Source organism: Streptomyces noursei (assembly GCF_001646665.1).
Classification (GTDB): Bacteria; Actinomycetota; Actinomycetes; order Streptomycetales; family Streptomycetaceae; genus Streptomyces; species Streptomyces lavendulocolor.
The window spans coordinates 148,935-162,732 of record NZ_LWBU01000179.1 but is presented as its reverse complement, the minus strand read 5'-3'; the positions used below and the strand labels follow the sequence as shown (position 1 = coordinate 162,732).

The 13,798-nt window shown below is 72.6% G+C and carries 14 protein-coding genes and 2 tRNA genes; 8 read left to right on the top strand and 8 right to left on the bottom strand.

Going from position 1 to position 13,798, the window contains the following annotated elements; translation table 11 throughout:
• The first annotated feature begins 2 nt into the window (after positions 1 to 2).
• The 5 genes from A4V12_RS15885 (at position 3) to A4V12_RS15865 (ending at position 5,014) form a co-directional block, all read left to right on the top strand.
• The gene (locus A4V12_RS15885; RefSeq protein WP_079137066.1) at positions 3 to 1,580 is read left to right on the top strand and encodes an NADH-quinone oxidoreductase subunit M; all 1,578 of its coding nucleotides are present in this window, start codon (positions 3 to 5) and stop codon (positions 1,578 to 1,580) included.
• The gene (locus A4V12_RS15880) at positions 1,577 to 3,124 is read left to right on the top strand and encodes an NADH-quinone oxidoreductase subunit N (RefSeq protein ID WP_064069986.1); all 1,548 of its coding nucleotides are present in this window, start codon (positions 1,577 to 1,579) and stop codon (positions 3,122 to 3,124) included. Before A4V12_RS15885 ends, A4V12_RS15880 begins: the two co-directional genes overlap by 4 nt.
• A gap of 35 nt (positions 3,125 to 3,159) precedes the next feature.
• On the top strand, positions 3,160 to 3,615 hold the full coding sequence (gene mscL, locus A4V12_RS15875) for a large conductance mechanosensitive channel protein MscL (RefSeq protein WP_064069985.1): 456 nt from the start codon (positions 3,160 to 3,162) through the stop codon (positions 3,613 to 3,615).
• Positions 3,616 to 3,761: 146 nt separating this feature from the next.
• Positions 3,762 to 4,625, top strand: coding sequence for a zinc metalloprotease HtpX (htpX, locus tag A4V12_RS15870; protein ID WP_064069984.1), 864 nt, complete (start codon positions 3,762 to 3,764; stop codon positions 4,623 to 4,625).
• Positions 4,622 to 5,014, top strand: coding sequence for a YccF domain-containing protein (locus tag A4V12_RS15865; RefSeq protein ID WP_064069983.1), 393 nt, complete (start codon positions 4,622 to 4,624; stop codon positions 5,012 to 5,014). Before htpX ends, A4V12_RS15865 begins: the two co-directional genes overlap by 4 nt.
• Positions 5,015 to 5,145: 131 nt before the next feature.
• Here the strand turns inward: A4V12_RS15865 and A4V12_RS15860 are convergent, their stop codons facing one another.
• Positions 5,146 to 6,360, bottom strand: a complete 1,215-nt coding sequence (locus A4V12_RS15860; protein ID WP_064069982.1) for an APC family permease — start codon at positions 6,358 to 6,360, stop codon at positions 5,146 to 5,148.
• An 86-nt stretch (positions 6,361 to 6,446) separates the two neighbouring features.
• Between A4V12_RS15860 and A4V12_RS15855 the strand changes: the two genes are divergently transcribed.
• A complete protein-coding gene (locus A4V12_RS15855; protein WP_064069981.1) occupies positions 6,447 to 6,716 on the top strand; it encodes a GlsB/YeaQ/YmgE family stress response membrane protein in 270 nt (89 codons plus the stop codon).
• Between the two features lie 51 nt (positions 6,717 to 6,767).
• On the opposite strand, the gene A4V12_RS15850 is transcribed toward A4V12_RS15855, so the two are convergent.
• From A4V12_RS15850 to A4V12_RS15840, 3 genes are all read right to left on the bottom strand, one after another.
• Positions 6,768 to 7,439, bottom strand: a complete 672-nt coding sequence (locus tag A4V12_RS15850; protein WP_064069980.1) for an alpha-ketoglutarate-dependent dioxygenase AlkB family protein — start codon at positions 7,437 to 7,439, stop codon at positions 6,768 to 6,770.
• Complete coding sequence (locus A4V12_RS15845) at positions 7,436 to 7,933, bottom strand: methylated-DNA--[protein]-cysteine S-methyltransferase (protein ID WP_064069979.1); 498 nt, start codon at positions 7,931 to 7,933, stop codon at positions 7,436 to 7,438. The genes A4V12_RS15850 and A4V12_RS15845 overlap by 4 nt, the downstream gene beginning before the upstream one ends.
• A 216-nt stretch (positions 7,934 to 8,149) precedes the next feature.
• Complete coding sequence (locus A4V12_RS15840) at positions 8,150 to 8,638, bottom strand: YajQ family cyclic di-GMP-binding protein (protein WP_064069978.1); 489 nt, start codon at positions 8,636 to 8,638, stop codon at positions 8,150 to 8,152.
• A gap of 203 nt (positions 8,639 to 8,841) precedes the next feature.
• On the opposite strand from A4V12_RS15840, the gene A4V12_RS15835 reads away from it, so the two are divergent.
• A tRNA-Tyr gene (locus tag A4V12_RS15835) sits at positions 8,842 to 8,923 on the top strand.
• Between the two features lie 302 nt (positions 8,924 to 9,225).
• Here the strand turns inward: A4V12_RS15835 and A4V12_RS15830 are convergent.
• The 4 genes from A4V12_RS15830 to A4V12_RS15815 form a co-directional block, all read right to left on the bottom strand.
• Positions 9,226 to 10,440 (bottom strand): PP2C family protein-serine/threonine phosphatase, encoded by a 1,215-nt coding sequence (locus A4V12_RS15830; RefSeq protein ID WP_064069977.1) that lies wholly within the window; start codon positions 10,438 to 10,440, stop codon positions 9,226 to 9,228.
• 444 nt (positions 10,441 to 10,884) lie between these two features.
• A complete protein-coding gene (locus A4V12_RS15825; protein WP_064069976.1) occupies positions 10,885 to 11,391 on the bottom strand; it encodes a GyrI-like domain-containing protein in 507 nt (168 codons plus the stop codon).
• Entirely contained in the window at positions 11,388 to 12,044 is a 657-nt protein-coding gene (locus A4V12_RS15820; RefSeq protein ID WP_064069975.1) for an SDR family oxidoreductase, read from the bottom strand. Before A4V12_RS15820 ends, A4V12_RS15825 begins: the two co-directional genes overlap by 4 nt.
• Before the next feature lie 34 nt (positions 12,045 to 12,078).
• On the bottom strand, positions 12,079 to 13,311 hold the full coding sequence (locus A4V12_RS15815; RefSeq protein ID WP_064069974.1) for an amidohydrolase family protein: 1,233 nt from the start codon (positions 13,309 to 13,311) through the stop codon (positions 12,079 to 12,081).
• A gap of 405 nt (positions 13,312 to 13,716) precedes the next feature.
• Here A4V12_RS15815 and A4V12_RS15810 point away from each other — a divergent pair.
• Positions 13,717 to 13,789, top strand: a tRNA-Thr gene (locus A4V12_RS15810).
• Positions 13,790 to 13,798 lie beyond the last annotated feature (9 nt).

Genomic DNA, 13,798 nt, shown 5'->3' with positions numbered 1-13,798 from the left:
CCGTGATCGATATCAGCGAATCCGTGATGCAGTTCCTTCTCGCGTTCCTCGTCGTCGCCCCGCTCGCCGGCGCCGCGGCGGCCCTGCTGCCCGCCCCGCCCGGACTGAGGGGCACGTCCCCGGACCAGGCCGTCCTGCGCCACGGCGTGACCGTCACCGGCGCCGTCCTCGCCGCCGCGATCGTCCTCACGCTCGGCTTCGACCACGACCGGCCGTCCAGGATGCAGGCCACGACGGACATCGGCTGGATCCCCGCACTCGACGTGCGGATCCACCTCGGTGTCGACGGCATCTCCCTCCCCCTCCTGGTGCTCACCGCGCTGCTGACCTTCCTCTGCGCGCTGTACAGCTACTTCAACATGCCCGCGGGCCCGTCCCCGAAGGCCTTCGTCGCCCTGCTGCTCGTCCTCGAGTCCGGCACGCTGGCGACCTTCGCCGTCCTCGACCTGCTGCTGTTCTTCCTGGCGTTCGAGATGGTGCTCATCCCGATGTACTTCCTCATCGCCCGCTGGGGCGGCGAGGGCCGCCGGCCGGCCGCCTGGCGGTTCATCCTCTACACGCTGCTCGGTTCGGTCGTCATGCTGCTCGGCCTGCTCCTCATCGGGCTCAAGGCCGGCACCTTCGACATGGTGGCACTCGCCACTGACAACGGCCGTGACATCACCACGTCCGTGCAGGTCATCGCCGTTCTCGCGATCGGGATCGGCCTAGCGGTGAAGACCCCGATGTGGCCGCTGCACAGCTGGCTGCCCGACGCCCACACCGCCGCGCCGACCGTCGGCTCCGTGCTCCTCGCCGGTGTCCTGCTGAAGATGGGTACGTACGGATTCGTCCGGATCGCCCTGCCGATCACCCCCGACGGCATGCACACCCTCGCGCCCTACCTCGCCGCCTTCGCGACCGCCGGCATCATCTACGGATCCCTCGCCTGCCTCTCCCTGGCCCGCACCGGCGCCAGGGGGGACCTCAAGCGCCTGATCGCGTACTCCTCCGTGGGCCACATGGGCTTCGTGCTCCTGGGCATCGCGACCATGACCCCCACCGGCGTCAACGGCGCCCTCTTCGCCAACATCGCCCACGGCCTCATCACCGGCCTGCTGTTCTTCCTGGTCGGCGCGATCAAGGACCGGTACGGCACGGCCGACCTCGACACCCTGGCCGGAGCCACCGGCGCGGCGCTCTACGGCCGCGCGCCCCGCCTCGGCGGCCTCCTCGCCTTCGCCGCCGTGGCCTCCCTGGGGCTGCCCGGGCTGGCCGGGTTCTGGGGCGAGATGCTCGCCCTGTTCGGGGCGTTCCGTCCCGCCGAGGGCCTGAGCCGTCCCGCCTTCCTCACCTTCATGGCCGTCGGCGCGTTCGGCACGCTGCTGACCGCCGCGTACCTCCTGGTCGTCGTGCGGCGCGTCTGCATGGGCGCGAAACCCGCCCCCGACCAGCCGGTACTGCCCGACGTCCAGCGCTACGAGTTCGCCGCCTGGTCGCCGCTGGCCGTCCTCACCGTCGTCGCCGGCCTCTGGCCCGCGGTCCTCCTCGGCCTGACCGACCCGGCCGTGCAGAAGCTCCTCGCAGGAGGCAAGTCGTGACCGTCGCCGCCCCGAGCGCCCCAGCCGCGGGCGACCTGGTCCAGTCCGTCGACTGGGCCGCCATCGCCCCGCCGACGATCGCCGCCGTGGCCGCCCTGGTCGTGCTCGTCGCCGACCTCTTCGTACCGAAGCGGCGGGTCAAGCTCCTGGGCTGGGGCGCGATCGCCGGGCTCGTCGTCGCCGTCGCCGCCCTCGTCCCGCTGCGCGAGGGGGACCGGAGCACCTTCTGCCTCACCACGGGCTCCGGAGCGTGCAGCTACACCGCGGACCACTTCACGCTGGTCATCCAGTTCCTGGTGCTGGGCGGGGCGCTCGTGACGGCGCTCCTGTCGCTGCACGACACCGAGGAGGACCTGCCGGCCGGGGAGTTCTGGTTCCTGCTGCTCTCCTCGGCCGCCGGCGCGGCGCTGCTGCCCGCCTCCCGCGACCTGGCCACGCTGGTCGTCGCCCTGGAGGTGGCCTCGCTGCCGGCCTTCGCCCTCGTCGGCCTCAAGCGCGGCGACCGCATGTCGGGCGAGGCGGCGCTGAAGTTCTTCCTGTCCTCCGTGACCGCCACGGCCGTCATGCTGCTCGGCGTCAGCTTCGTGTACGCCGCGACCGGCACCCTCCACCTCACCGAGATCGCCCAGAACCTGGACGACGTCCCGGCACGGCTGGAGATGCTCGCCGAGGCGGGCGTGGCGCTCACCCTCGTCGGGTTCGCGTTCAAGACGGCCGTCGTACCGTTCCACTTCTGGGTGCCCGACACCTATGTCGGGGCGCCGCTGCCCATCGCCGCGTACCTCTCGGTCGTCGGCAAGGCGGTCGGTTTCACCGGCCTCATCCTGGTGACCGTCATCGCCTTCCCGACGTACGCGGACGTGTGGGGCCCGGCGCTCGCCGTGCTCGCCGCGCTCACCATGACCGTCGGCAACGTCGCCGCCCTCCGGCAGGTCCCCACGCGCGCGTGGAGCGCGGTACGGCTGCTCGCCTGGTCCTCGGTGGGGCAGGCGGGTTACCTCCTGGTGCCGATCGCCGCAGCGGCCTACTCCGGCGACGACCAGATCGGCGCCACCGTCGCCTACGCCCTGATGTACGCCGTCGTGAACCTCGGCGCCTTCGCGGTGGCCGCCCTGGTCGCCCGTACGCACCCGTCGAACCGGATCTCCGACTACCGCGGCCTGTACGCGACCCGCCCCGGCGCTGCCCTGGCCATGGGCTTCTTCCTGCTGTGCCTGGCCGGCCTGCCGCCGGGCATCATCGGCCTCTTCGCCAAGGTCACCGTCTTCTCGGCGGCGGTCGACGCGGGCCTCGGCTGGCTCGCCGTCGTCATGGGCGTCAACGTCGTCATCGCCCTCTACTACTACCTGCAGTGGACGGCGGTGCTGTTCCGCGCGCCCGAGGGCGCGCCCGGCGAGGGCACGCCCGCGGACCGGCCCGTCCCCGTGAAGCAGCCCGTGCCCGTGGCCGTCACTCTGGCCATCGTCGTGACGGCCGCCGCCGGTGTGGTCCTGTCGGGGTACCCCCAGTTCGTCCTGCGCTTCGCCGCGGACACCCTCTTCTGATCCTGTCGATCCACGCACCATCGAGGAGCACGGCCGTGCTGAACGGTTTCAAGGACTTCATCCTCCGGGGAAACGTCATCTCCCTGGCGATCGGCCTTGCCGTCGGCGCGGCCTTCACGGCGGTCGTCACCGCCTTCAGCAACGCCTTCATCACCCCGCTCATCGGTCTCGCCACGGGCACGGTGGGTGACTTCAGCCACTCCTACTTCACGGTGCGGGACGCCAAGTTCCCCTACGGCCTGTTCATCAGTGCCGCGCTGGCCTTCGTGATCACCGCGGCCGTGCTGTACTTCTGCGTCGTCGTGCCGATGATGAAGATCCAGACGCGGTTCACCCGCGACGAGCCCTTCGACGTCAAGACGGCCCTGCGCGACTGCCCGCGCTGCTTCAGCGAGATCCCGGCCGTCGCCAGCCGCTGCGGCCACTGCACCAGCGACGTGGAGCCGGTCCCGGAGGCCCTGGAGAAGGCCGGGCTGCCCGCACAGCGCTGAGTCACCCGAACGGCCCACGCCCCGCCCCCGGCGCCGCAAGGGAACCCGCCATGCCCGCCTGGCGTTGACCAGTACGGGAGGGTCCACTGAACAGTGGACCAGCACCAGCAAAGGGTCCCCCTGCCGCACCACTTGGAGGGCGTACCGTGCACCGCCGGCACAACGGGCTGAAGACCGCCGTACTCCTCGGGGGACTGTCCGCACTCATCATCCTGATCGGCAGCTTCTTCGGCCGTACGGGCCTCGTCGTCGCGCTCTTCGTGGCGCTCGGGACCAACGCGTACGCGTACTGGAACAGCGACCGGCTCGCCCTGCGCGCCATGCGGGCCCGCCCCGTCAGCGAGTTCCAGGCCCCCGAGCTGTACCGGATGGTCCGCGAGCTCTCCACGCAGGCCCGCCAGCCGATGCCCCGCCTCTACATCTCCCCGACCCAGGCGCCCAACGCCTTCGCGACCGGCCGCAACCCGCGCAACGCCGCGGTGTGCTGCACCGAGGGGATCCTCCAGATCCTCGACGAGCGCGAGCTGCGGGGCGTCATCGGCCACGAGCTGAGCCACGTCTACAACCGGGACATCCTGATCTCCTCGGTCGCCGGCGCGCTCGCCTCCGTGATCATGTTCCTGGTGAACTTCGCCTGGCTCATCCCGGTGGGCCGCTCCGACGACGACGACGGCCCCGGACTGCTCGGCATGCTGCTGATCATGATTCTGGGCCCGCTCGCCGCGTCGGTGATCCAGCTGGCCATCAGCCGTTCCCGCGAGTACGAGGCGGACGCCTCCGGCGCCCAGCTCACCGGCGACCCGCTCGCCCTGGCGAGTGCGCTGCGCAAGCTGGAGGCCGGCACCAAGCAGCTCCCGCTCCCGCCGGAACCGAGGATCGAGACCGCGAGCCACATGATGATCGCGAACCCGTTCCGCCCCGGTCAGGGGTTCGCCAGGATGTTCTCGACCCACCCGCCGATGGCGGAACGCATCGCCCGACTCGAACAGATGGCAGGTCGTCGCCCATGAACGCAATCCTGAACGTCATTTGGCTGGTCCTGTGCGGCTTCTGGATGTTCCTGGGATACCTGGCGGCGGGCCTGCTGCTCTGCATCACCGTCATCGGCATCCCCTTCGGCCTGGCCGCCTTCCGCATCGGCCTGTACGCGCTGTGGCCCTTCGGCCAGACGGTGGTCGACCGCCGCGACGCGGGCGCCGCGTCCTGCGTCGGCAACGTGCTGTGGCTGGTGCTGGCGGGCTGGTGGCTGGCGCTGGGTCACGTCGTCACGGGCATCGTCCTGTGCGTCACGATCATCGGCATCCCGCTCGGCATCGCGAACTTCAAGCTCATCCCGGTCTCCCTGCTGCCGCTGGGCAAGGAGATCGTGCCCAGCGACCGCCCCTTCGCCACCCGGTGAGCGAAGGCGCCGACGCCGCCCGCCCGCGATTGTCAGTGCCGTGGTGCACCATAAACACATGACCGAACGCGAGCAGTTGCCGCCCGGCGGCGAGGCCACGCACCGCGCCCGAATATGACGGGCGCGAGGCGTCAGCCCCGCCGCACCGCGTACATCACCGCGCCCGCGGCCAGGACTGCCGTACCGGCCAGGACCGACGACAGGGGCAGCGCGAACGCCAGCGCCAGGCAGCCCGCCAGCCCGGCCACCGCGAGGACCCGCCCCGAACCGAGCGTCCACGCCGAGGCGTTGGCGACCGCGTAGTACACCAGCACCCCGAACGACGAGAAGCCGATCGCCCCGCGCACGTCCGCCGTCGCCGCCACCACCGCGACGACCAGCCCCACCGCCAGTTCCGCGTGGTGCGGCACCTGGAACCGCGGGTGCACGGCGGCGAGCGTGCGGGGCAGGTGACCGTCGCGCGCCATCGCCAGCGTCGTACGGGACACCCCGAGGACCAGTGCCAGCAAGGAACCCAGCGCGGCCGCCGCCGCCCCGACCCGCACCACGGGAACCAGCCAGTCCGCGCCCGCCGCCCGCGCCGCGTCCGCGAGCGGAGCCACCGAGCCGGCCAACTCCGCGGCCCCCAGCACCGAGAGGACGGACACCGCCACGGCCGCGTACACCACCAGCGCGATGCCCAGCGCCAGCGGCACCGCCCGGGGGATGGTCCGCGCGGGGTCCTTCACCTCCTCGCCGAGCGTGGCGATCCGCGCGTACCCCGCGAAGGCGAAGAACAGCAGCCCCGCCGCCTGGAGCACCCCGCCCGCCGACACGTCGTCGGCGAGCCCCAGGCGCCCCGCGTCCGCCGCCCCCGACCCGAGGGAGGTGACCACCACCGCGACCAGCACCGCCAGCACCACCGCGACGATCACGCGCGTCAGGAGGGCCGACTTCTGCACACCCCCGTAGTTCAGGGCGGTCAGCGCCACCACCGCCGCGACCGCCACCGCGTGGGCGTGCTCGGGCCACACGTACGAGCCGACCGCCAGGGCCATCGCCGCGCACGAGGCGGTCTTGCCGACCACGAAGGCCCATCCCGCGAGGTACCCCCAGAACGGACCGAGACGTTCACGCCCGTACACATAGGTCCCGCCGGAAGCCGGATACCGGGCGGCCAGCCGGGCCGACGCCATCGCGTTGCAGTACGCGACGGCCCCGGCGAGCGCGAGCCCCAGCAGCAGCCCGCTGCCGGCCGCACCGGCCGCCGGACCGAGTGCCACGAAGACACCGGCGCCGATCATCGAGCCCAGCCCGATGACGACCGCGTCGAAGACGCCCAGCGACCGCCGCAGCTCCTGTGTCATGTGCCGCACCCTACTGATCCGCGCAACCACCCTCCGCACCCCGGGCGTCCTCCCGGACAACACCGCACGAAAGGCAGGTTCACGGCATGGACATCCTCAGCTGGATCATCCTGGGGCTGCTGGCCGGCGTCATCGCCAAGGTGCTCCTGCCCGGACGCGACCCCGGCGGCCTGATCGGCACGACCCTCATCGGCGTCGCGGGCGCCTTCGTCGGGGGCTGGATATCGGCCCGCTTCCTGGACCGGACGATCAGCAACCAGTTCTACGACGGCCCCACCTGGCTCGCGGCCATCGGCGGTTCGCTCGTGCTGCTGATCGCGTACCGCATCCTCTTCGGCCACTCCCGCTCACGCTGAGCGGCAGGGCCCCGGCCGGGACCGGGGAGGCCGGGCGTCAGGGCCTCCGGGTCATCCCGGCAGCCCCGTCTCCCTCAGCGTGATGTTCAGCCGGCCGGACCGCAGCCCCACGGCCGGATCGGCCGTGCCCGGCCGGACCCTCGGCACCCCGTGGAAGGCGAAGCGCGACGGACCGCCGAAGACGAACAGGTCTCCCGACAGCAACTCCACGTCCGTGTACGGGCGGTTGCGCGTCTCGGTGTTCCCGAACCGGAAGACGCAGCTGTCCCCGATGCTCAGCGACACCACCGGGGCGGCCGAGCGCTCCTCCTTGTCCTGGTGCATGCCCATGCGGGCCGCACCGTCGTAGAAGTTCACCAGAGCCGCGTCCGGGGCGTATCCACCGGCACGCTCGTCGTCCTCCCCGTACGCCGCCGCCAGCGCCGCCCGTCCCAGGTCCGCCAGCCACTCCGGGAACGGGGCCACCCGGGCACCGTTCACGTCCCCGGCCGTCCGGGTGTACCGGTACGGCTGCCAGTGCCAGCCGAGGCACACCGTCCGCACGGACATCACGCCGCCGCCCGGCAGCGCCGTCCGCCGCATCGGCACGGGCCCCTGCGCCCACTCCCGGCACGCCGCGACCAGTTCCCGCTGCCGCTCCACCGTCAGCCACCCCGGCACGTGCACCGCACCGGGAGCGACCTCCACCGGCTCGCGAGGCAGCGCGAAGAGCCCGCCGCTCACCGGACGAGCGCGCCTTCCAGCCCCAGCAGCCGCTCCTTGCGCTCCAGCCCGCCCGCGTACCCCCGCAGCGCCCCGTCCGCGCCGATCACCCGATGGCAGGGCCGCACCACCAGCAGCGGATTGCGCCCGATCGCGGTACCCACCGCCCGCACGCCCACACCCGGCGCGCCGACCCGCGCCGCGATCTCCCCGTAGGTCACGGTCGTGCCGTAGGGGACGTCCTCCAGGGCGCGCCACACCCGCCGCTGGAAGTCGGTGCCGGAATCTGCGTACACCAGGTCGAAACGGGTCAGTCCGCCCGTGAAGTACGCCCGCAGCTGGGCCGCGATACCGGTGAACGCGCCGGGGGCGTGCCGCCACCCGTCCCGGACGACCGCACCGCCCTTCTGCCCGGGCAGGGAGAGCGAGGCGAGCGCGGTCCGTCCGTCCGCGGCCTCCTCGCCGGCCAGCAGCATCTCGCCCAGAGGGCCGTCGACGTACGCGTACAGCGTCATGATCCGTTCCCTTCCCCGGTCCCCTCCAGTCTCCGTCCGCGGCCCGTCCCGATCCGGCGGTTTTCGGACACGACGGTCACCGCCGGCCGACGACCCAGAGCCGGGCAGCGGCGTCCGGCCGGCACGAAGCGTCCGGCCGACAAGGGGCGGGGGCGGGCCGGCCGCAGCCGTGTCCGCCCCCGATCCGCCCGAGCCCGGCCCGCCGGTGCGCGGGACCTACCGGTAGTTCACGAACTGCAGGGCGAAGTCGAAGTCCTGCCCCTTCAACAGCGCGATCACGGCCTGGAGGTCGTCGCGGCTCTTGGAGCTGACACGCAGCTCGTCGCCCTGCACCTGGGCCTTGACGCCCTTGGGGCCCTCGTCACGGATGATCTTCGCCACCTTCTTGGCGTTCTCCTGGGAGATGCCCTCCTCGATGGAGGCGAAGATCTTGTACTCCTTGCCGGACAGCTGCGGCTCGCCGGCGTCCAGCGACTTCAGCGAGATCCCGCGCTTGATCAGCTTGGACTCGAACACGTCGAGGATGGCCTTCACCCGCTCCTCGGAGTTCGCCTGCATCAGGATCTTCTCGCCGGACCAGGCGATGGAGGCCCCGACGTTCTTGAAGTCGTAGCGCTGCGAGATCTCCTTCGCCGCCTGGTTGAGGGCGTTGTCGACCTCCTGCCGCTCGACCTTCGAGACGATGTCGAAACTGGAGTCGGCCATGTCCTGTGGCTCCTTGAGTCGCGTGCGTAGAGGTTGCCTGCAGGGCGGCCGGGCTCCCCGGACCGCCACCGCAAAGCCTAGCCATCCCGCACACCGCGAGTGCTGATCAATCCGGTGGCGAAGCACCCCCGCACATCAGGTATCGTTTACGTCGTTGCCGGGGAGCACCGCCGAAAGCGGCCATCCTCCTGGCGACATCCCATGGCGGTGTGCCCGAGTGGCCAATGGGAGCGGACTGTAAATCCGTCGGCTTAGCCTACCCAGGTTCGAATCCTGGCGCCGCCACGTGATGAGACGGCCCCTGATCTGCGGAATCGCGATCAGGGGCCGTCTTGTTGAGTTCGGACCAATGCGGCGCACTGTCTCACTGTGTGCCGCCTGATCCCACCCTCCACCAGCGTGTGTGGACGGGCCGTGGACGGCCGTCCGGGGGCTCAGCCCCCGGGTGGGTGCTGGCGCGGTGCTCGGTCAGCCGGGCGGAGATCTTGGCCGGCGTCACGGCCGCCATGGCCTCCGCGGTGTTCCGGCAGGTGGAGGCGGGGGAGTGGTCCCACTTCATCCACCTGCAGTGCGAGCCCTGAGACGCCTCACAGGCTGACGACGACCAGGGCGGTGTCGTCTGTGACGCCTTCGGCGGGGATCAGGTCGTTCATCACGGCATCGGCGAGTGCTTCGGGGGTGGTGAGTTCCTTGTGGCGGATCAGGGCGTTGGCGAGTTGGCTGAGTCCGGTGTCGATGTCCTGGTGGCGGCGTTCGATCAGGCCGTCGGTGTAGAGCAGGAGGGTGCCGCCGTCGGTGAAGGCGGTGGTGGCTTCCGGCCGAGGGCTGGACTCCAGGACGGCATCCAGCGGCGGATCGGTCGCCCGGTCCAGCAACTCCACGGTGCCGTCGCCGTGAAGGAGGACCGGAGGGGGATGGCCGGCGCTGGAGTAGGTGATGAGGCGGCGGCCGAAGTCGATGAAAGCGGTCACCGCGGTGGTCGATTCGGCGCCGGTGACGCAATGCGCGTACCGGCCGAGGACCTCGAGAGCCTGTGCGGGGCCGGTGGCGACCAGGGAGGCGGCGGACAGGGCGCTGCGGAGCTGGCCCATGGTGCCTGCGGCCTCCAGGCCGTGGCCGACGACGTCGCCCACGGCCACGGCGATCTTGTCGCCGTCCTGGAGCTGGACCAGGTCGTACCAGTCGCCACAGACATTGAGGGAGCCGACGGCGGGCCGATAGCGGACGGCGTACCGGTGATGGGCGATCGGGGGCGGAACGGGCAGCATGGCGCGCTGCAGGGCGAGGGCGACCTCACGCTCGCGGGCGTGGGCATGACGCAGACGCTCGTTGATCTCGTGCAGCTGCCGCATCCGGCTGAAGAGCTCGGCCTCGAGCTGGAGTGAGCCGTCCGGCCGGCTGGTGGCGCGCAGCAGTTCAGTGACTTCCTCGACGCGGTGGATCACCAGGGCGATCTGGCCGTCGGACGCGAAGACGGGCGCGTTGACCACGCTCCAGTAGCGTTCCTCCCAATGGCCGGGGCGCTGCGCGGACTCCACGTCGTAGCGCTGCAGGTCCATGTCGATCTTGCGGTCGGCCAGGACCGCGCGCAGGGATGCCTCCAGGTGGCGGGCGTCGGAGGCTGCCGGGTCCCGCGGGCTGCCGGGGAAGGCGTCGAAGAGATAGCGGCCCACCACCTGGTCGCGGTTGCGTCCGGCCTGGCGCAGCCACGCGTGGTTGGCGTCGGCGAAGACCAGATCGGGAGTCAGCAGAGCGACCGCGCCCGGCAGCGCTTGGAACACCGCCGCGTAGTCGGTAGTCATGAATTCAGGATATGGACGAATGGTGCGATTCCTCCTTGCCGGCATCCTCCTGATGAAGACCCGGGCCCTCCCTCTGCCGGCGGCAAACCTGGTCAGGAGGCCAAGGCCCTGGTCGATGGGGAGGCCCTCTGCGCACCACCCACAACCGTCAGGACAAGGTCCGGCTTGATGAGTGGCCGGCAGCCGACGGGTGATCTCCGCCGGGCCGCCTCTGGGCCGTCCGAAACCGCTCAGCGGCGACCGGTGACGACTGCTGACGACAGCCGTGCAGGCGACAGCCGCAGCTCACCTGATCGGACCCGTAGCACGGGCAGCACCATGACGAGCCCGGAGGACCGGTACGGCGAAGCCGGGCCGGCCGACTACGGTAGGCGCCCGCTCGCCCAGGCCGGTCCACGCGTGCGTGACGGGCGAACGGACGGCGAAGGGAGGGGTCGGCGGGGGTCAGCCGGCCAGGCGGAACGCCAGTTCCGTCTCCCACCGGGACGGGTCCGGCTCCACGCGCGGGTCCGTGCGGTAGGACTCGATGCGGCAGCCCCAGCGCTCCACGCCGTCCACCTCCCGCATGTCCCACTCAAGGCCCCGCTCGTCGGCCCACGCACGCAGCGCGGCCGCCGCCTCGAGGAGCCGGTCGGGGTGGCCGACGTGGGTGAGCGTCGCATAGCGGCCGGCCGGCAGCACCGCCACGCCGACGTCCCCCTCCGGTTCCGGGAGCGACGGGCCCCCGGCGACCGGAACACCCGCCTCCACCTCCGACTCGCCCGCCATGTCGAGGGAGTTGTAGCGGAAGAACGGGGCGCCGGCGATCGCGACGCCCCGCCCCGTCAGCCACCCCACCAGCTCCGGCAGCCGGTCGGCGACCTCGGCGAAGCCGTCCATCGTCACGGACCGGCGCATGAAGACGTACGGCTGCTCGGCGCGGTCCACCAGGACCGGTTCGGGAAACGTCATTCGCCCGCGACCGCCTTCACCGCGACCGTCACCGGCACCGAGCCGCTCACCAGCTCCAGCGTCAGCCCGGCCGTGGCGGGCGTCTCCACCAGCTCGGCCAGCACCGCCGCCACGTCGTCGCGCGGCACCGGCCCGCGCCCGGTCGACGCCTCCAGCCGCACCAGGCCGGTCCCGGCGTCGTTGGTCAGCATGCCGGGCTTGAGGATCGTCCAGTCCAGCCCGCGCCTGGCCCGTACGGAGTCGTCCGCCGCGCCCTTCGCGCGCAGGTACGCGTCGAAGACCTCGTCCCCGGGGCGGTCCGCGTCGGCGCCCATCGACGACACGACGACGTAGCGCCGTACCCCCGCCCGCTCGGCCGCGTCCGCGCAGAGCACCGCGGCGCCCCGGTCCACGGTCGCCTTGCGCTCGACGCCGCTGCCCGGCCCGGCGCCCGCCGCGAACACCACCGCGTCGGCGCCGGTCAGCGCCTCCGCGACCATGTCCACGGTCGCCGACTCCAGGTCCAGCACCACCGGTTCGGCGCCCGCTTCGCGCAGGGCGTCCGCCTGTTCGGGATTGCGGATGATGCCCGCGACCTCGTGCCCGCCCGCCGAGAGCAGCCGCTCCAGCCGCAGGGCGATCTGACCGTGTCCACCAGCGATGACAATGCGCATGCTCCCGACCGTACGACGTCACGGCCCGAAGTGCTCACGGACGGGCGTCCGGCCGCCCCTGGCGCGGCAGTTCGAGGGCCGCCGCGGAGTCGCAGTACTCCCGCACCGCGCTCGTCCGCGCCACCACCCGCCCCCGGTGCACCACGATCCTGCTGTACGCCAGGGAGAGCACGCCCGACAGCCGCTCCCCGCGCACCGCCAGCAGCTCCGCCGGGAACCCCGCCTCCACCCGTACGGCGGGCAGCCCCATCGCCGCCCGAGCGGCACCGCTCACCGCCCCGTACGCCTCGGTCACCCGCAACCCGCCCTGGGAGGCCAGCAGGTACGCCGCCTCCAGCGGATCGCCCCGCCCCACCGGATTGGCCACGTCCCGCAGCGCCCCGCTGCCGGCCGCGACCCGCACCCCCGCCGCCCGCAGCAGCCGTACGGGCGCGACGCCCCGCACCCCGGTACCGCCGCAGCCGCCCTGGGGCAGGCACACGACCGTCACACCGGCCGCCGCCAGCTGGTCCGCCGCCCGGCCCGCCACGTCCTCAGGGAGCCGCCCCAGGGCCCCGCACGGCCCGATGGCGACCCCCGGCCGCAGCCCGCCCGCCATGGCCGCCAGCCGTGCGAGGCGCGCCGGGTCGTCGCCGTCGGTGTGCAGGTCCACCGGGCAGCCGTGCTCGGCCGCCACCTCCAGGACCGCCTCCGCGTACCCGGCAGGGTCGGGGTCCAGGTCCGGGCACCCGCCGACCACCCCGGCGCCCATCTTCACCGCGTCCCGCAGCATCGCGAGCCCGTCCGCGCCCGCCACGCCGGTCAGCAGCCGCGGCACGGCGACCGCGGTCAGGTCTGCCAGCCCGCGCAGCGAGCGCCGGGCCTGGAGGACCGCCTCCAGCGGCCCGAGCCCCTGGACGTCGCCGATGCGGACGTGGGCCCGCACGGCGGTCGCCCCGTGCCCGAGCTGGAGCAGCGCGGCCTCGGTGGCGCGGCGCTGGACGTCCTCGGTGGCGTACGAGACGGGGCCCGGGCAGTCGGCGCTGAGCGCGGTGTCGGCGTGGCCGTGGGGCTCGGCCGGGGCGGGCAGCAGCAGGTAGCCGGCGAGGTCCACGCGCGCGCCGTGGGTGGGCAGGCTGCCGGCGGTGCCCACGGCTTCGATGCGCCCGCCGCCGATCCGTACGTCGACCGTCCGGCCGTCGGTCAGGCGGGCGCCGCACAGCAGCAGCGCGGTGGCGTCGGCGGTGGCGCCCTCGGGCGGCTGCGGCTGCTGGCTGTCGGAGGACATCGGGCTCCTGGCGGGCTCGGGGGCTCGGTGGCTCGGGCGTGGCCCCTGGCGGGGGCTGCCGGTTCCGCGGCCGTAGGGGATGTACTGGCGGTGTACTGGCGCGATCACGCAGCGTGAGGCGAGCCTAGGGGGCCTCCGACCGGGCATCGAGGAGGAGCGCAATAGTCGTACCGGCGTGGGGCGCGAGTGGCGGGCGGGGCGGCGGGGCGCCGGCGGCTTCGGGGTGCGCACTCCGGCGCGCACGTGCCGCCGCCGGGGGTCGGAGAACGCGCCGGAGCGGGTGTCCGGCGGGTGCCCGGAGCGGGCTGCGGGGACGGTCCGGAGGTGTGACCGGACGGCGGCGGGGTAGCCGCCCGAATCGGATTTGGGCGAACGGCGGCCGACCGTGTAATGTCTTCATCGCTCGCCCCAATAGCTCAGTCGGCAGAGCGTCTCCATGGTAAGGAGAAGGTCTACGGTTCGATTCCGTATTGGGGCTCTGGTGCGG

Bases quoted from the DNA above. Each gene is read 5' to 3' on its own strand.
- A4V12_RS15845 (WP_064069979.1), bottom strand. From the start codon at position 7,933: ATGACGCTGTACGCGTACGTCGACGGCCCTCTGGGCGAGATGCTGCTG.
- A4V12_RS15825 (WP_064069976.1), bottom strand. From the start codon at position 11,391: ATGACGTTTCCCGAACCGGTCCTGGTGGACCGCGCCGAGCAGCCGTAC.
- A4V12_RS15815 (WP_064069974.1), bottom strand. From the start codon at position 13,311: ATGTCCTCCGACAGCCAGCAGCCGCAGCCGCCCGAGGGCGCCACCGCC.
- A4V12_RS15820 (WP_064069975.1), bottom strand. From the start codon at position 12,044: ATGCGCATTGTCATCGCTGGTGGACACGGTCAGATCGCCCTGCGGCTG.
- A4V12_RS15840 (WP_064069978.1), bottom strand. From the start codon at position 8,638: ATGGCCGACTCCAGTTTCGACATCGTCTCGAAGGTCGAGCGGCAGGAG.
- A4V12_RS15865 (WP_064069983.1), top strand. From the start codon at position 4,622: ATGAACGCAATCCTGAACGTCATTTGGCTGGTCCTGTGCGGCTTCTGG.
- A4V12_RS15855 (WP_064069981.1), top strand. From the start codon at position 6,447: ATGGACATCCTCAGCTGGATCATCCTGGGGCTGCTGGCCGGCGTCATC.
- A4V12_RS15830 (WP_064069977.1), bottom strand. From the start codon at position 10,440: ATGACTACCGACTACGCGGCGGTGTTCCAAGCGCTGCCGGGCGCGGTC.
- A4V12_RS15860 (WP_064069982.1), bottom strand. From the start codon at position 6,360: ATGACACAGGAGCTGCGGCGGTCGCTGGGCGTCTTCGACGCGGTCGTC.